This is a genomic window from Paenirhodobacter sp. (assembly GCF_047600745.1).
Taxonomy (GTDB): Bacteria; Pseudomonadota; Alphaproteobacteria; order Rhodobacterales; family Rhodobacteraceae; genus Rhodobacter.
On record NZ_JASGKI010000004.1, the window covers coordinates 1,792,410 to 1,807,971 of the forward strand.

16 protein-coding genes and 1 pseudogene are annotated in these 15,562 nt (G+C 67.2%); 12 read left to right on the forward strand and 5 right to left on the reverse strand.

Features of this window, described 5'->3' with window-relative positions; all coding sequences use genetic code 11:
• The first annotated feature begins 57 nt into the window (after positions 1–57).
• Genes smc through QM789_RS17520 form a run of 4 tightly spaced genes read left to right on the forward strand, consistent with a single transcriptional unit; the run spans position 58 to position 5,949 of the window.
• On the forward strand, positions 58–3,504 hold the full coding sequence (smc, locus tag QM789_RS17505) for a chromosome segregation protein SMC (RefSeq protein WP_420353107.1): 3,447 nt from the start codon (positions 58–60) through the stop codon (positions 3,502–3,504).
• Between the two features lie 51 nt (positions 3,505–3,555).
• Complete coding sequence (locus QM789_RS17510; RefSeq protein WP_420353108.1) at positions 3,556–4,014, forward strand: RidA family protein; 459 nt, start codon at positions 3,556–3,558, stop codon at positions 4,012–4,014.
• A complete protein-coding gene (locus tag QM789_RS17515) occupies positions 4,011–4,763 on the forward strand; it encodes a glycerophosphodiester phosphodiesterase family protein (RefSeq protein WP_420353109.1) in 753 nt (250 codons plus the stop codon). The genes QM789_RS17510 and QM789_RS17515 overlap by 4 nt, the downstream gene beginning before the upstream one ends.
• 31 nt (positions 4,764–4,794) lie before the next feature.
• On the forward strand, positions 4,795–5,949 hold the full coding sequence (locus tag QM789_RS17520; RefSeq protein ID WP_420353110.1) for a GNAT family N-acetyltransferase: 1,155 nt from the start codon (positions 4,795–4,797) through the stop codon (positions 5,947–5,949).
• Between the two features lie 15 nt (positions 5,950–5,964).
• On the opposite strand, the gene QM789_RS17525 is transcribed toward QM789_RS17520, so the two are convergent.
• A complete protein-coding gene (locus QM789_RS17525) occupies positions 5,965–6,453 on the reverse strand; it encodes a peroxiredoxin (RefSeq protein ID WP_420353111.1) in 489 nt (162 codons plus the stop codon).
• Between the two features lie 77 nt (positions 6,454–6,530).
• Here QM789_RS17525 and QM789_RS17530 point away from each other — a divergent pair, with 77 nt between their 5' ends.
• The 8 genes and pseudogenes from QM789_RS17530 (at position 6,531) to QM789_RS17565 (ending at position 11,647) form a co-directional block, all read left to right on the forward strand.
• A complete protein-coding gene (locus tag QM789_RS17530) occupies positions 6,531–7,727 on the forward strand; it encodes an NAD(P)/FAD-dependent oxidoreductase (protein ID WP_420353112.1) in 1,197 nt (398 codons plus the stop codon).
• Positions 7,728–7,849: 122 nt separating this feature from the next.
• Positions 7,850–8,176, forward strand: coding sequence for a hypothetical protein (locus QM789_RS17535; RefSeq protein WP_420353113.1), 327 nt, complete (start codon positions 7,850–7,852; stop codon positions 8,174–8,176).
• Between the two features lie 16 nt (positions 8,177–8,192).
• On the forward strand, positions 8,193–8,561 hold the full coding sequence (locus QM789_RS17540) for an SET domain-containing protein (RefSeq protein ID WP_420353340.1): 369 nt from the start codon (positions 8,193–8,195) through the stop codon (positions 8,559–8,561).
• A 34-nt stretch (positions 8,562–8,595) separates the two neighbouring features.
• Positions 8,596–9,192 (forward strand): hypothetical protein, encoded by a 597-nt coding sequence (locus QM789_RS17545; protein ID WP_420353114.1) that lies wholly within the window; start codon positions 8,596–8,598, stop codon positions 9,190–9,192.
• Positions 9,193–9,334: 142 nt separating this feature from the next.
• Positions 9,335–10,339 (forward strand): annotated as a pseudogene (locus QM789_RS17550) (diguanylate cyclase domain-containing protein); the annotation flags it as partial.
• Between the two features lie 31 nt (positions 10,340–10,370).
• Complete coding sequence (locus QM789_RS17555) at positions 10,371–10,796, forward strand: EAL domain-containing protein (protein ID WP_420353115.1); 426 nt, start codon at positions 10,371–10,373, stop codon at positions 10,794–10,796.
• Between the two features lie 288 nt (positions 10,797–11,084).
• Entirely contained in the window at positions 11,085–11,453 is a 369-nt protein-coding gene (locus QM789_RS17560) for a hypothetical protein (RefSeq protein WP_420353116.1), read from the forward strand.
• On the forward strand, positions 11,450–11,647 hold the full coding sequence (locus QM789_RS17565; RefSeq protein WP_420353117.1) for a helix-turn-helix transcriptional regulator: 198 nt from the start codon (positions 11,450–11,452) through the stop codon (positions 11,645–11,647). The genes QM789_RS17560 and QM789_RS17565 overlap by 4 nt, the downstream gene beginning before the upstream one ends.
• A 98-nt stretch (positions 11,648–11,745) precedes the next feature.
• On the opposite strand, the gene QM789_RS17570 is transcribed toward QM789_RS17565, so the two are convergent.
• The 4 genes from QM789_RS17570 to QM789_RS17585 all read right to left on the reverse strand — a co-directional run bounded on the left by QM789_RS17570 (position 11,746) and on the right by QM789_RS17585 (position 15,216).
• Positions 11,746–12,381, reverse strand: a complete 636-nt coding sequence (locus QM789_RS17570) for a DUF6778 family protein (RefSeq protein ID WP_420353118.1) — start codon at positions 12,379–12,381, stop codon at positions 11,746–11,748.
• A 120-nt stretch (positions 12,382–12,501) separates the two neighbouring features.
• Positions 12,502–12,807, reverse strand: a complete 306-nt coding sequence (locus tag QM789_RS17575; RefSeq protein ID WP_420353119.1) for a DUF2218 domain-containing protein — start codon at positions 12,805–12,807, stop codon at positions 12,502–12,504.
• Positions 12,808–12,862: 55 nt separating this feature from the next.
• Complete coding sequence (recQ, locus tag QM789_RS17580; RefSeq protein ID WP_420353120.1) at positions 12,863–14,923, reverse strand: DNA helicase RecQ; 2,061 nt, start codon at positions 14,921–14,923, stop codon at positions 12,863–12,865.
• Positions 14,923–15,216 carry a YggT family protein gene (locus QM789_RS17585; protein WP_420353121.1) on the reverse strand — a complete coding sequence of 98 codons (294 nt, stop codon included), beginning with the start codon at positions 15,214–15,216 and terminating at the stop codon, positions 14,923–14,925. Before QM789_RS17585 ends, recQ begins: the two co-directional genes overlap by 1 nt.
• Between the last annotated feature and the right edge of the window lie 346 nt (positions 15,217–15,562).

A 15,562-nucleotide genomic window follows, 5' to 3' on the forward strand; every position in this document is an offset into this window, starting at 1 on the left:
GACTTGGCCCCGGCTTCGGCCGAAAATCCCCGGTCTTTTTCGCGGAAAGGTTCCCGATTGCGTTTCACCCGGCTGCGCCTGAACGGCTTCAAGAGCTTCGTCGATCCGACGGATCTGGTCATCCATGACGGGCTGACCGGTGTCGTGGGGCCGAACGGCTGCGGCAAGTCGAACCTGCTCGAAGCGCTGCGGTGGGTGATGGGCGAAACGCGCGCCTCGGCGATGCGGGGCGGGGGCATGGAGGATGTGATCTTCGCCGGCGCCGCCACCCGGCCCGCCCGGCATTTCGCCGAAGTGTCGCTGAGCATCGACAATACCGAACGGCTGGCCCCCGCCGGGTTCAACGATCAGGACGTGGTGGAGATCGTGCGCCGGATCACCCGCGACGCGGGCTCGGCCTACAAGGTGAACGCGAAGGACGTGCGGGCGCGCGATGTGCAGATGCTGTTCGCCGATGCCTCGACCGGGGCGCATAGCCCGGCGCTGGTGCGGCAGGGGCAGATTTCGGAACTGATCAACGCCAAGCCCAAGGCGCGGCGGCGCATTCTGGAGGAGGCGGCGGGGATTTCCGGCCTGTATCAGCGCCGCCACGAGGCGGAGCTGAAGCTGAACGGGGCGGAGCAGAACCTGCTGCGGGTCGATGACGTGCTGGAGCAATTGGCCGGGCAGTTGACCACGCTCGCCCGGCAGGCGAAGCAGGCGGCGCGCTACCGCGAGATCGGCAACGATCTGCGCCGGGCGGAGGGGCTGTTGCTGTTCACCCGCTGGCGCGAGGCGGAGGCCCTGCGCGCCGAGGCGGAGGCCGCGTTGCAGGCACTGGCGTCCACCGCCACGCAGGCCGAGGCGCAGGCCCGGGCCACCGCACAGACCCGCGCCGCGACCGAAACCGCCCTGCCGCCGCTGCGCGAGGAAGAGGCGGTTGCGGGCGCGATCCTGCAACGGCTGACGATCCAGCGCGACGCCCTGTCGGATCAGGAACGCGTGGCGCTGGCGCGGATCGGGACGCTGAAGGGCCGGATCGCGCAACTCGACCGCGACATGGAGCGCGAGGCCGGGCTGAACCGCGATGCGGGGGAAACGATCGCGCGGCTGGACTGGGAGCTGGAGCAACTGGCGAAGGCGACCGAGGGGCATGAGGACAAGCTGGGCGCGGCGGCGGAGGCTTCGGCCGAGGCGGCGGAGGTGCTGCGCGCACGCGAGGCGATGCTGTCGGAGATGACCGAGGACGTCGCGCGGCTGGCCGCCCGCCACGGCGCGGCGCAACGGCTGCTGGCGGACAGCCGCACCACGGCGGAGCGGTCCGAGGCCGAGGCGGCAAAGGCGCAGGAGGCTGCCGATCAGGCGGGCGAAGCGCTGGACCAGGCCGCCGAGGCCTTCGAGACCGCGCGGGCCGCGCAGGAAGAGGCGCAGGAGAGGACCGAGGCCGCCGATGAGGCGCTGACCGCGACCGAGGACACCCGCGCCGAAATTCAGGACCGCGAATCCGCCGCCCGCGCGGCGCGTTCCGAGGCCGAGGGCGAGGCCGGGGCCCTGCGCGCCGAAGTGGCGGCGCTGACCCGGCTGGTGGAGCGTGATGCGTCGGGGGGGGCGCAGCTGCTCGATCAGGTCGAGGTGGCGCCGGGCTATGAGGCGGCGCTCGGCGCGGCGCTGGCCGATGATCTGCGCGCACCGGAAACCGAGGAAGGCAGTGGCTGGGCACGGCTGCCCGATTACGACACGCCGCAGCCCCTGCCCGAAGGGACGGCGCCGCTGGCGGATCATGTCACCGTGCCGCCGGTTCTGGCGCGGCGGATCGCGCAGATCGGACTGGTGGAGCCGGAACAGGCGGCGCGGCTGCAACCGCTCCTGCGGCGCGGGCAACAGCTGGTGTCGCTGCGCGGCGACCTGTGGCGGTGGGACGGGTTCCGCGCCGGGGCGGAGGATGCGCCCTCGGCCGCCGCGCTGCGGCTGCAACAGCGCAACCGGCTGGCCGAATTGCGCCGCGATCTGGCGCAGGCCGAGGCCCGGGCCGAGGCCGGGCGCGCGGCACATGAGGCGCTGAGCCGGGCGCTCGCGGATGCGACGGCGGCGGATACCCGGGCGCGCGAGGCCCGCCGGGCGGCGGATCAGCGGCTGGCCGATGCCGGGCGGGCGCTGTCGCGCGCCGAGGCGGAGCGGTCGATTTCCGGCGGCAGGCTGGAGGCGGCACGGCTGGCGGTGAAGCGCCACGCCGAAGCGGCCAGTGCCGCGCGGCTGGCCCTGGCCGAGGCGGAGGGGCAGTTGCAGGCCCTGCCCGATCTGGACAGCGCCCGTGCCGAGGTGGATGCGGTGAAGATGACGGTCGAGGCCGCGCGGATCACCATGCTCACCCGCCGCTCCGTGCATGACGAAATCCGCCGCGAGGGCGAGGCGCGGACGAAGCGGCGGCAGGAGGTGACGAAGGAGCTTTCGGGCTGGCGTCACCGGCTGGAGACCGCCGAAAAGCGCAGTGCCGAACTGACCGAACGCCGGACGGAGACGATCGCCGAACTGGCGGAGGCCGCCGAGGCGCCCGAGGAGCTCGCCGCGAAACGCGAGGAACTCGCCGAGGCGATCGAGGCCGCGGAAGCCCGGCGTGAGCTGGCCGCCGACCGGCTGGCCGAGGCCGAAACCGCGCTGCGCGAGGCGCAATTCGCCGAACGCGAGGCCGAACGGCTGGCGGGTGACGCGCGCGAGGCTCGCGCCCGCGCCGAGGCCCGGGTGGAAGCCGCCCGCGCGGCGCAGGACAGTGCCGCCGAACGGATCCGCGAGGCGGTGGAGATGACACCCGAAAAGCTGCGCGCGCAACTGGGCGACAGCGGGATCGCGCCTTCGGTCGCCGATCTGGAAACCGAGGTCGCCCGCCTGAAACGGCAGCGCGAGGCGCTTGGCGCGGTCAACCTGCGCGCCGAGGAAGACGCCCGCGCGGTGCAGACCGAACACGATACGCTGGCGCAGGAGAAGACCGACCTCGAAGAAGCGATCCGCAAGCTGCGCTCCGGCATCGCCGGGCTGAACAAGGAGGGACGCGAACGGCTGCTGACCGCCTTCGAGCAGGTGAACGAGAATTTCCGCACGCTCTTCACCCATCTGTTCGGCGGCGGCGAGGCGAAGCTGATGCTGGTCGAATCCGACGATCCGCTGGAAGCCGGGCTCGAAATCATGTGCCAGCCGCCGGGCAAGAAACTGTCGACGCTTCTCGCTGCTGTCGGGGGGGAACAGACGCTGACGGCGCTGGCGCTGATCTTTGCGGTGTTCCTGGCGAACCCGGCGCCGATCTGCGTGCTGGACGAGGTGGACGCACCGCTGGATGACGCCAACGTCACCCGGTTCTGCGACATGATGGACGAAATGACCCGCCGCACCGACACGCGCTTCCTCGTCATCACCCACCACGCGGTGACGATGAGCCGGATGGACCGGCTGTTCGGCGTGACGATGCAGGAACAGGGCGTCAGCCAGCTGGTTTCCGTCGATCTGAAGCGGGCGGAGCAACTGGTGGCTTGAAGCGCGGCCCGGCCCGGCCTAGCCTCCGTCCGAACCATGATGGAGGTCGAGATGAGCCGGATCGAAGCACGCCTGAAGGAACTGGGGATCGAACTGCCCGCCGCCCCTGCCCCGGCGGCGAATTATGTGCCCTATGTGCTGACGGGGGCGCAGCTCTTCGTGTCGGGCCAGGTTTCGGCGGGGCCGGACGGGCTGATCACCGGCAAGCTCGGCGCCGGGCTGAGCGCGGAAGAGGGCGCCGCCGCCGCACGCCGCTGCGGGCTGTCGCTGATCGCACAGGCGAAGGCCGCGGTGGGCGACCTCGACCGGATCAAGCGGGTGGTGAAGCTGGTGGGCTTCGTCAATTCCACGCCGGAATTCGGCGATCAGCCGAAGGTGGTGAACGGCTGTTCGGACCTGATGGTCGATGTCTTCGGAGATGCCGGGCGGCATGCGCGCTCGGCGGTCTCGGCGGCCTCGCTGCCCTTCGGCGTCGCGGTGGAAATCGAGGCGATCTTCGAGGTCGAATGATGCACCCGGATTTCCTGCGCCTGCCCGTCGCCCATCGCGGCTATCACGGCGCGGGCGCCCCCGAAAACAGCCTCGCCGCCATGCGGGCGGCGATCGCGGCGGGCTATGCGATCGAATGCGACATTCAGCCGTCATCGGATGGCGTGCCGATGGTGTTCCACGATTACGACCTGCGGCGGCTGACGGGGCATGCGGGCAAGATCAACAGCCGCACGGCGGACGAATTGCGCCGAACCGTGCTTCTGGGCGGCGACGAGGGGATCCCGACGCTCACCGAGGCGCTGGATCTGGTCGCCGGGCGGGTGCCGCTGCTGATCGAGATCAAGGATCAGGACGGCGGCATGGGGCCGACGGACGGCGGGCTTGAGGCCGCCGCCGCGCGGGTCATCGCCGCCTACCCCGGCCTGGTGGCGGTGATGTCCTTCAACCCCCATGCGGTCGAGGCCTTCCGCCGCGCCGCCCCCGGGGTGACGGTCGGCCTGACCACCTCCGCCTTTGGCCCGGACTGGACGGCTCTCACCCCGTCGATCCGGGAGCGACTGCGCGGGATCCCGGATTTCGACCGGCTGGGCTGCGCCTTCGTCTCGCACGAGGCGGCCGACCTGCACTCCCCCCGCATCGCGGCGCTAAAGGCGCAGGGCGCGGCGATCCTGTGCTGGACGATCCGCTCCCCCGAGGCCGAGGCAAAGGCGCGCGAGGTTGCCGTGAATGTGACCTTCGAAAATTATCCCGCCGCGATCCCCGCTTGACGTCCCGGCGCGGCGCGGCACCATGCGGGCCATGAGCGCCATCGAAATCACCCTGGCCGAGGGCGTCGCCGCCATCGCCCCGGCCGACTGGAACGCCTGCGCCTGCCCGGAGCCGGGCCGGCCGGTGGACCCGTTCACCACCCATGCCTTCCTCAGCGCGCTGGAACGCTCCGGCTCGGTCGGGCCGGGCACCGGCTGGACCCCGCGGCCGATGGTGGCCACACGCGCCGGGCAGGTGATCGCGGTCGCGCCGCTCTACCTGAAATCCCACAGCCAGGGCGAATATGTCTTCGATCACGGCTGGGCCGAGGCATGGGAGCGCGCGGGCGGGCGCTATTATCCGAAGCTGCAATGCGCGGTGCCGTTTTCCCCGGTGACCGGGCGGCGGCTGCTGATCCGCCCAGGGCATGAGACCGAAGGCCGCGCCGCCCTGCTCGACGGCATCGCGCAGGTCACCGAACAGGCCGGGCTGTCCTCGGCCCACATCACCTTCTGCCCGGCGGAGGAAATTCCCGCCGCGCGCGACCGGGGCTGGCTGCTGCGCGAGGGCGAGCAGTTCCACTGGACCAATCGCGGCTATGCCAGCTTCGACGATTTCCTCGCCGATCTCGCCTCGCGCAAGCGCAAGGCGATCCGCAAGGAACGCGACCGGGCACAGGGGTTCGGCGGCACGATCCGGGCGCTGAGCGGCGATCAGATCGAGCCCCGGCACTGGGATGCGATCTGGGCCTTTTATCAGGACACCGGCAGCCGCAAATGGGGCAGGCCCTATCTGACGCGGGGGTTCTTCGATACGCTGCACGGGATGCGCCGCGATGTGCTGCTGATCCTTGCCGAACGCGACGGGGAACCGGTGGCCGGGGCGCTGAACCTGATCGGACGCGATACGCTGTTCGGCCGTTACTGGGGCTGTCTCGAAGACCACGCCTTCCTGCATTTCGAACTGTGCTACCATCAGGCTGTCGATTGGGCGATCGCCCATGGCCTGAGCCGGGTCGAGGCGGGCGCGCAGGGGGAACACAAACTCGCGCGCGGCTATCTGCCGGTGGTGACCCATTCGCTGCACTGGATCCCGAACCCGTCGTTCCGGCGCGCAGTGTCCAGCTATCTGGAGGAGGAACGCCGCGCCGTGGCCGAAGAGGTCGCCGCGCTGGAGGAGCTGGGCCCGTTCCGCCGCGGCGGATAGGCCCAGCCCGCCGATTTAAACGGCTTCGAGGATCGTCTCGCCGCCCGAAATGTCGCAGACGCCGGGGGTCTCTTCCTTGTTCAGCACCTTCACGACGCCATCCTCAACCACCATCGCATAGCGCTGCGAGCGGTTGATCAGGCCCGCGGGCGGGGCCGAGAAATTCATCCCGAGCGCCGTGGTGAAGGCCGATTCGGCATCCGCCAGCATGGTGATACCCGCCGCGGTGGCGCCGGTCGCCTCGCCCCAGGCCTTCATCACGAAGGGGTCGTTGACGGCGATGCAGATCACTTCCTCAACGCCCTTCGCCTTCAGCGCGTCGATCACGCGGATGAAGCTCGGCACATGCGCCGTGGTGCAAACGCCGGTATAGGCGCCGGGCACGGCGAAGATCACGATCTTGCGGCCCTTCATCTTGTCGCCGAGGCTGACCGCCTCCGGCCCGTTGTCGCCCAGCCGCAGCAGCGTCGCCCCCGGCAGGACGTCTCCCTTTTCCACGCTCATGTCTTGTCCCTCTCGCGTTGCACAGGATTGCGCGCAGGATATAGGCTGATGGCGCGGGACGACCAGAGAGGAATGACATGGCGGGGATCGTGATTGTCGGTGGCGGGCAGGCGGCGGCCTCGATGGCGGCCAGGCTGCGGGCATCGGGCTATGTGGGCGCGGTCACGATTCTGGGCGCGGAGCCGGTGCCGCCCTATCAGCGCCCGCCTTTGTCGAAGGGCTACCTGCTGGGAGAGATGCCGCTCGACCGGCTGACGCTGCGCGGCGATGACTGGTGGGCGGCAAACGGCATCACGTTGCGGACCGGCACGCGGGTCGAGGCGATCGACCGTTCCGCCCGGCGGGTGCGGTTCGCGGGGGGCGAGATCGGCTATGACCAGCTTGCGCTGTGCACCGGAGCCACGCCGCGCACCCTGCCCGAGGCGGTGGGCGGCACGCTCGCGGGGGTGTTCACCGTCCGCACGCTGGCCGATGTGGATGCGATGGCGCCCGAATTCCGCGCCGGGCGGCGGCTGGCGGTGATCGGCGGCGGCTATATCGGGCTGGAGGCGGCGGCGGTGGCGCGCAAACTCGGGCTGGAGGTGACGCTGATCGAAGCGGCGCCGCGCATCCTCGGCCGGGTTGCCTGTGCGGAAACCGCCGATGCGATCCGCCGGCTGCATGCGGCGCATGGGGTGACGATCCTTGAGGGCACCGGCCTGCGGCGGCTGACCGGCACGGCGCATGTCGATGGCGCGGAGCTGATGGACGGGCGCCGGATCGCCGCCGATTTCGCCATCGTCGGCATCGGCGTCGCGCCGGAAACCGGGCTTGCGCAGGCGGCGGGGCTGACGATCGCGAACGGGATCGCGGTCGATGCCTTCTGCCGGACCTCGGACCCGGCGATCTGGGCGGCGGGGGATTGCGCCGCCTTCCCCTGGGGGCGGGAGCGGCTGCGGCTCGAAAGCGTCGGCAATGCGATCGACATGGGCGAAACCGTGGCGGACAACATGCTCGGCGCCGGGCGGGCCTATCAGGCACGGCCCTGGTTCTGGTCCGATCAGTTCAACGCCAAGTTGCAGATCGCCGGGCTGAACACCGGCTACGACAGGGTGGTGAGCCGCGCGGGCGAGGGCGAGTCGTTCTGGTATTTCCGCGAGGGCGCGCTTCTGGCCGTGGACGCACTGAACGATCCACGCGCCTATATGGTCGGCAAGCGGTTGATCGAGAGCGAAAAATCCGTGACGCCAGAGCAGGTTGCGGGCGCAGCGGACCTGAAGGCACTGCTGCGGTGACCCGCCGCGGCACTCGCCCATAACGCGAAAAGACCGGGCCGGGCTAACGTTTATTAATAGAATGTTAACCTCTTGGGCGCAGTGTTAACGCGATTATTCGCCCACACATCCACGAGGGAATTATGACTTTGGCGGAGAGGACCGCGATCCTCATAGCGATCATCGCCCTGACCGCAGCCGGTGATTTCGCGATCAAACATGCCTCCGGAAGAGCGGATCCCTTCACCTCCTGGCAGTTCCTGTCGGGGATCATCCTCTATGGGCTGCCCGCCATCGGATGGCTGCTGCTGATGCGGGAATATTCCCTCGCCCAGATCGGCGTCATCTACAGTTCGGCCACGATCCTCATCCTGACCGCGCTCGGCGTCTTCATGTTCGGGGAGAAGGTGAATCCAAAGCAGCTTGCCGGAATCGCCGCAGCGATCGCGTCGATCTGGCTCGTGACCTGACCGGGACTCGGTGGTGATGCTCGTCGTTCCTCATTTCGTCGCAAGAAGCGCCATTCACGGCCTGGGAGTTTTTGCCTCCCGCAAGATCGAGAAGGATGAACTCGTCTGGCGCTATGATCCACAGTTCGACGTCGAAATCCCCTTCGATCTGGTAGAACATTTCGTGGAGGCCGATCGCGAAACGGTCTTCAATCATGCCGAATATGTCGCCTCCAGCAATTCCTTCATTCTGGGAAATGATGCCGACATCTTCATGAACCACAGCGATCAGCCATCGCTCATTGATGCGGGCACCGCGATGTATGCGGCCCGAACCATTCTGCCGGGCGAGGAACTCACCTGCGACTATCAGGTGGTGAAGGTTCTCGGCTTCTCCGGTGGTTAGCGGGGGGATTGGAGCGATCATGCGCGGAAGACGGGTGCTTTATCAGATCATCGGCCTTACCGTCGGCGGCGTCCTCCTGTTTTCTGCGGTCCTCTGGACCTCGGTGATTTCCGTCATCGACGAAATGAACCGGAAATCCTTCAACGATTCGGTCGCCGCCGTCGAAAGCCGGGTGAGCTCGCTCAAGGAACAGGTCCGGCTCATCACCTCGGACTACAACAACTGGAACGACGTCTACTGGGCGGTCGAGAACGAGGATATCCAGTTCATCTCGGACAACTACGGCATCACCGCCGCGCGGGGCGATGTCTTTGAATATGCGGTGATCTTCGACGGCCCCTTCAGACAGCCGATCGCCTGGTCCGCGGGCCGTCGGGCTCAACCCCGTCGAATGCTTCCTTCCCTTGGATGCCCTGGAAAAGATCCGCGCGGAATCGGAACTTCTGCCGATCGGCTATCGCAGCACCTTCGATTTCGTGGCCGAGGTCAACGACGAACTGGTGATGTTCAGCGCATCGCTGCTGCTGCCCGAGGATGTGTCGAAGGTGCGCGGCACGCCGATCTCGAATTTCCCCGCCTCCGCCATCGGCAAGATCCTGAAGCAGTCAAAGCTCGACGCCGTTGCGCATGAACTGAGCCTGAGCAGCCTGCGGCTGGAAAAGGAGGCGCCGGATTCCGCTGAGCCGAGCATCCCGCTGCTCGACTACGAACGAAAACCGATCGCCTATCTTGTCTGGAGCCCGGCGAAGCCCGGCTCAGACCTGCTGACGCGCATGCTGCCGATCCTGCTGGCCGTCAATGCGCTCTTCCTGTCGGCCGGGATTTTCATCGCCCGACAGGCGCATGTGAATGCGGCGACCCTGATCCGCAAGGAGGCGGAGGCCACGCGTCTGGCCCGCACCGACCACCTGAGTCAGCTTCCGAACCGCCTGGCCTTTGCGGAATATTGCGAGGAGATGGACCGCAGGAAGAATATCGACGTCGCGGTGATCCAGATCGACATGGACCGCTTCAAGCAGGTCAATGACGTGATCGGGCATGCGGGCGGCGACGAACTGATCTGCCAGTTTTCGGAACGTCTGGCCAAGCTGAAGGATGCGAACACCTTCGTTGCGCGCGTCGGCGGGGACGAATTCGTCGTGATCTGTTCCAGCACCGCGGGGGGCAGCGAATTCTGGCGGGCCAAGCTGCGCGAACTGGAAAAGATGCTGTTGAATCCCGTCCATTGCGGGGGGCTCTATTTCGACCTGTCGGCCTCCATCGGGGTCGCGCTGAAAACCGCGCCCAACGACCCGATCGAGGATGTGGTCTGGCGTTCCGACCGGGCGATGTATCACGCGAAGCAACACCAGATTTCGGACTTCGTGCTTTATGACGAAATGATGTCCGCCGGGGATCAGGCCCGCAACGCCATTGAAAAGGCGATGCGCTACGCCCTGCGCAACACCGACGAATTCTTCATCGAATACCAGCCGATCATCGACTGCGCGAACGGCGAGACGATGGTCCGGGCCGAGGCGCTGGCGCGCTGGCACAGCCCGCTGCTGGGCGACGTTTCACCCAGCCGGTTCATCCCCGTGGCCGAACAGACCGGCCTGATCGTGTCCCTGGGCTGGCTTCTGGTTGAATTGATCTGCAAGGATCTGGCCGCCTTCCCCGGCCTGAATGTCAGCATCAACGTGTCGCCGGTCCAGCTTGTGGCGCCGGGCTTCGTCGACGAGCTTTTCGCGCGGGTGAGCGCGCATGGCGTCGATTGCAGCCGGGTCGACATCGAACTGACCGAAACACTGGCCATTTCCGGCGATTTCGATGGCAATCGACGAAGTTCGTCGGCTGAAGAACTATGGTTTCTCGATCTCGCTCGACGATTTCGGCACCGGGTTTTCGTCGCTCAGCTATATCCGCCGGATTCCGTTCAACGCGATCAAGATCGACAAATCGTTCATTTCGGGCAGCGAGGTGCTGAGGGACGATTACTGTCTTGTGTCCGCAATCGTGTCGCTGGCCGATTCGATGGGCAAGGGAATCATCGCCGAAGGGGTAGAGACGGAGCGCCAGTTGGCCTGGCTGCGCTCGATCGGGTGCCGCTATGTGCAGGGCTTCCTGTTCGGGCGGCCCGAACGGGTCGGCAGCCTTGCGCTGCGCTTCGATCTTGACCGTCCCTCGCCGAAAACCGTCCAGGTCAACGAGAGCAACATGACATGGATCGCTTCCGCGACACGCCGCGGGGCGTGACGACGCGACCCACCTGCGCCTGATCTTCCGGGACCGGGAGAGTATCAACAGGCGACTGAAAAAGCGGCCTTCCCGTCGCCAGTTGGGGAATATTCTCCCTCCGCCAGAAAATTCCCCGCGACAGGCGTCGTTTCGATGCCTGATCAGGGAAGGTGTTCCGGCGGAAGCGGAATCATGATCTTTCCCGCAATCCGACAAGCCATTTCCCCACGGGTGTAAAGTGTGCTTGGCATAAGGCTGTCTTCCGACGAAATGTAAAGCGATCTTGACATGTCGATGGGGGCAGCGATGCGTGGATTTCTTCTCTTCCTGGCCGGGTTGACCGCCTATGCCGCAACTCTGATCGTTTCTCAGCGGATCCTCGCGGGCGGGATCGAAGCCCGACCCCTCCGGATTCTCATCGCTCTCGGCCCGATGCTGCCCGCCGCGTTCATTTGCGCGGTGGTGGTTCGCAGCCTCCGGCATCTGGACGAAATGCAACGCAGGCTTCAGTTCGAAGCGCTTGCCCTGTCCTTTGCGGGAACGGCCCTGGTGACCTTCGGGTATGGCTTTCTCGAAGGGGAAGGATTTCCCAGAATCTCGATGTTTGCCGTGTGGCCGCTGATGGGGGCGCTCTGGTTCATCGGCGTCATGCTCCAGCGGCTCCGCTTCAAATGAACAACCGCATTCAGGAACTCCGGCAACAAAGAGGCTGGTCGCAGGCGGATCTCGCCGCCCATCTGAAGGTCTCGCGGCAGACGGTCAACGCCCTGGAACGCGGGCGGTATGATCCCAGCCTGCCGCTCGCCTTCAGCATCGCGCGGCTGTTCGGGAGGGCGATCGAAGAGATTTTCCAGCCGGAACAGGGGTGAAGACCCCAGCCGAAGCCGACGATGCCACAGCCCGACCGGTGGAAAACCAGCAGGCAATCGGCGAGGGTTCGCCCCGCTGATTGCGCCGTATCAGATCCTCAGCGACCCATCCGCGAAAACTTGTGGCGCGGGTCCGGCCCGGTCCCCAGATACCCGCGGATGACCTTCGCCACCCCGTCGATGACCTCCTGCTTCTGCGTATAGCCGCGCGCGCGGGCGTCCCGCGCTGCCCTGCCCACCAAAGCCGGGGTATCCGCCGCGATCTGCGTCGGTTCGGTCAGGGGCTTGCCGCTGCGGGCGTCCAGGATCTGCATCACGAAGCGAATGTCATGCACGCCCGAGAAATTCAGGTATTCCTCGACCTTGGGCGTGATCGCGTGGAACTGCTGCATCGTCACGTTCAGGATCACCGGCTGCTTCCCCTTCAGGTCGGCCGCGCCGGCGGCGATGGCCGAGGTCATGACCGCCTTGACCTGGGCGTGCCGGTCCCCGGGCGGATCGCCATGCCAGACGATATCGTAATCGGGCGTCCAGCTATTCACATCCGAGGTCGTCAGCGTCTCCGGCACCGCAACCCGCACATCGGCCACCCGCCAGCCGCGCGTCACAGCGGGATCGAGCGCCTGCGGATAGTCCACCCGCCACCCGGCACCGCATCCCGCGAGCAGCACGGCACCGCCCAGCACGCCGATCCGCAGCGCATCGCGGCGCCCGAATCCCGATATCCGACCCATGATCATCCTCCTGCCCGCCTCGCGCGGGCGAATCCATTTTCGCCAAAAACCCGGCCCCCGGCAGGGATGCCGTTCGGCAGACTGTCCGATTATCCTTGCCGAAGCCTTAAGCGCCGAGGCTTAAACAGGGTCGCCGGTCCGCTCCAGGGTCCAGTCGAGCCCGGTGAACTGTTCGCGATGCGCGAAATTCACCAGATGGCTGTCGATCACGAACCGGGCGTGGATGATGCCCTTGGCGTCCTGCGCCTCGACCCGCACGCTCAGGCCCTCCGGCGTGGCGGTCAGCAGCGCGGGCCCGGAGGGCAGCGCGGCATGGCCCGTCGTCTCGTCCCAGCTCACCTCGACCTTATGCGCGAAATGCTTGCACAGCTGCCCGATGTATTTGGAGGCATGCACCGTCGGATAAAAGGCCGTGGCGATATACATGGATGCTCCCGAAATCTGAGTGTTTCGCCAAACTATCGGCGCAGGCGGAGGGGCGCTAGCGGAATTCGTCGATCAGCGCGAGGAATGTCTCGCCGAAGCGCGCGACCTTGGCTTCCCCCATCCCCTGAATCCGCGCAAGCCCGTCCCGATCACGCGGCCTGGTTTCCGCGATCTTCGCCAGCGTGGTGTGGGTGCAACTCAGATAACGGTCGAACCCATCGGCCCCGCGCGCCAAGGCGTTCTGCGCCGCCAGCAGCCGGTCGAACAGGTCGCCCGCCCCACGCCCCGCCAGCTTGCGCCGCGCCGGGTGAAGCTCCTCGACCGCCCCGGCGATCACCGCCAGAAAGGCCGCGCCATAGCTTTCGAGCTTTTTCGCCCCCACCCCGTTCACCCGCGCCATCTCGTCCAGCGTCTGCGGCCGGGTTTCGGCCATCTCGATCAGGGTGCGGTCGGGGAAGATCATATAGGCCGGCAGGCCCGCGGCCTCGGCCAGCGCGCGCCGCTTCGCCTTCAACGCGGACATCAGCGGCGCATCCTCCTCGGACACCAGCGCCCGCACCACCGGCTTGGCCTTCGCCCGCTGGATCAGGTCGCGCCGCAGCGTGATCCGCTCCTCCCCGCGCAGGATCGGGCGGGCGGCCTCGGTCATCACCAGCGCGCCGTGGCGTTCGGTGTCCGGGCGCATCAGGTCATGACCCAGGATCTGCCGGAACACCGCCTGCCACTGCGGGCGGCTGAGGTCGCGCCCGACGCCGAAGGTCGGCAGGGCATCATGCCCGCGCTGGCGGATCTTGTCGGTCGCGGTGCCGGTCAGGATGTCGATCAGATGCCCGGCGCCGAAACTCTCGCCCGTGCGCAGCGCAGCGGAGAGCGCCTTGCGCACGGCATCGGTGGCGTCGAACAGATCGGGCGGGTTGTCGCACAGGTCGCAATTGCCGCAGGGTGCAGACGCTTCGCCGAAATAGGCCAGCAACTTCTGCCGGCGGCACGACGTCGCCTCCGCCAGACCCAGTAAAGAGTTCAGCCGGGCATGGTCGGCGGCCTTGCGGTCCGGCGGGGCCGGGCTTTCGTCGATCTGGGCGCGACGCAGGCGGATGTCGTCGGGGCCGTAAAGGGTCATCGTCTCGGCGGGCGCCCCGTCGCGACCCGCACGGCCGATTTCCTGATAATAACCCTCGATCGACTTCGGCAGATCGGCATGCGCGACCCAACGAATATCTGGCTTGTCGATCCCCATCCCGAAGGCGATCGTCGCCACCACGATCAGCCCATCCTCGCGCTGGAACCGGGCCTCGACCTGACGGCGGTCCTCGGCCTCCATCCCGCCGTGGTAGTGGCAGGCCGGATGCCCCGCCTCGCGCAGCGCCTGCGCCAGGCTTTCGGTGCGCGCCCGCGCGGCGCAATAGACGATGCCCGACTGCCCCCGATGCGCGGCGGCATAGTCGAGGATCTGCTTGCGCGGGCTGTCCTTCGGCGCGAAAGCGAGATGGATATTGGGCCGGTCGAAGCCGCGCAGAAAGGTTTCCGGCGCCCGCCCCGCGAACAGCCGGGTGACGATCTCGGCCCGGGTTTCCTCGTCCGCCGTGGCGGTAAAGGCGGCCAAGGGCACGTTCAGCGCGCGCTTCAACTCGCCGATGCGCAGGTAATCGGGGCGGAAATCATGGCCCCACTGGCTGACGCAATGGGCCTCGTCCACCGCGATCAGCCCGGTGCCCGCGCGTTTCAACAGCGCCACCGTCGCCGCCGAGGCCAGCCGTTCCGGCGCGATATACAGCAGCTTCAGCCGGTGATCGTCGATCGCCTGAAACACCGCCTCGGTTTCCTCGTCGGTATTGCCCGAGGTCAGCGCCCCGGCATCCACCCCCGCCTCGCGCAGCGCCCGCACCTGATCGCGCATCAGCGCGATCAAGGGCGAAATCACCACCGTCAGCCCCGGCAGGCACAGCGCCGGAAGCTGAAAGCACAGCGACTTGCCGCCGCCCGTGGGCATGATGGCGAGCGTATCGCGCCCGGCCAGAACGGCACGCACGATCTCCTCCTGTCCCGGCCGGAACGACCGGAATCCGAAGATCGAGGCGAGCAGCGCCTCCGGCTCTGGGGCGGTGGTGTCGCGCATCAGAAACTGTAGAAAAAGCCTGCGTTGTTGCGCAAAGCCTGTTGCAGGATGATGATGACGATGAACATCACCAGCGGCGCCAGATCGAGCCCCGGCGTATTCGGCAAGAACCGGCGGATCGGCGCATAGACCGGCTCCAGCAGGTTGCTCAGCCCATACCACAGTTGCGCCACCAGCGGCTGACGCAGGTTCAGCACCTGAAAGTTGATCAGCCAACTCATGATGATCTGCACGATCATGACGAACCAGACGACGTTCAGGATCAGGTTCAGCGCCTGATACAGGGTGACCATGGGGGACCTCCGGTTGGTGCGATGCCAGAGGTAAGCCACCCCGGCCCCCGTTGCAACCTGCCGCGACATCGGCCGGGGTCATCCAGGGGTCCGCGCGGTCCCCGGCGCCCGCAGATCCGCCATCGCGGCGGTCAGCCCGTCGAAAACCCGGTTGGAAAGATCGCGGCCCCGCCGAGGAGTTTCTCGCTGGTGTTCGGTCGACGCTCACGATCCGCCGCCGAAGCGTTGACGCGCGGGGGAAATGTAGTCCGATGGCATGCCATTCCTGCACTGACGTGAGCACATCTGATCCTTCGGGCCCGCATGCCACGACCCATGCGGCGGCGATCCGGGTGGCCAATATTCT

What these genes read in the sequence shown, in the direction of transcription:
- QM789_RS17515 (WP_420353109.1), top strand. Translation starts at nt 4,011, where the DNA reads ATGATGCACCCGGATTTCCTGCGCCTGCCCGTCGCCCATCGCGGCTAT.
- QM789_RS17565 (WP_420353117.1), top strand. Translation starts at nt 11,450, where the DNA reads ATGAACAACCGCATTCAGGAACTCCGGCAACAAAGAGGCTGGTCGCAG.
- QM789_RS17520 (WP_420353110.1), top strand. Translation starts at nt 4,795, where the DNA reads ATGAGCGCCATCGAAATCACCCTGGCCGAGGGCGTCGCCGCCATCGCC.
- QM789_RS17530 (WP_420353112.1), top strand. Translation starts at nt 6,531, where the DNA reads ATGGCGGGGATCGTGATTGTCGGTGGCGGGCAGGCGGCGGCCTCGATG.
- QM789_RS17510 (WP_420353108.1), top strand. Translation starts at nt 3,556, where the DNA reads ATGAGCCGGATCGAAGCACGCCTGAAGGAACTGGGGATCGAACTGCCC.
- QM789_RS17570 (WP_420353118.1), bottom strand. Translation starts at nt 12,381, where the DNA reads ATGGGTCGGATATCGGGATTCGGGCGCCGCGATGCGCTGCGGATCGGC.
- QM789_RS17535 (WP_420353113.1), top strand. Translation starts at nt 7,850, where the DNA reads ATGACTTTGGCGGAGAGGACCGCGATCCTCATAGCGATCATCGCCCTG.
- QM789_RS17525 (WP_420353111.1), bottom strand. Translation starts at nt 6,453, where the DNA reads ATGAGCGTGGAAAAGGGAGACGTCCTGCCGGGGGCGACGCTGCTGCGG.
- QM789_RS17540 (WP_420353340.1), top strand. Translation starts at nt 8,193, where the DNA reads ATGCTCGTCGTTCCTCATTTCGTCGCAAGAAGCGCCATTCACGGCCTG.
- QM789_RS17555 (WP_420353115.1), top strand. Translation starts at nt 10,371, where the DNA reads ATGGCAATCGACGAAGTTCGTCGGCTGAAGAACTATGGTTTCTCGATC.
- QM789_RS17585 (WP_420353121.1), bottom strand. Translation starts at nt 15,216, where the DNA reads ATGGTCACCCTGTATCAGGCGCTGAACCTGATCCTGAACGTCGTCTGG.
- recQ (WP_420353120.1), bottom strand. Translation starts at nt 14,923, where the DNA reads ATGCGCGACACCACCGCCCCAGAGCCGGAGGCGCTGCTCGCCTCGATC.
- QM789_RS17560 (WP_420353116.1), top strand. Translation starts at nt 11,085, where the DNA reads ATGCGTGGATTTCTTCTCTTCCTGGCCGGGTTGACCGCCTATGCCGCA.
- QM789_RS17575 (WP_420353119.1), bottom strand. Translation starts at nt 12,807, where the DNA reads ATGTATATCGCCACGGCCTTTTATCCGACGGTGCATGCCTCCAAATAC.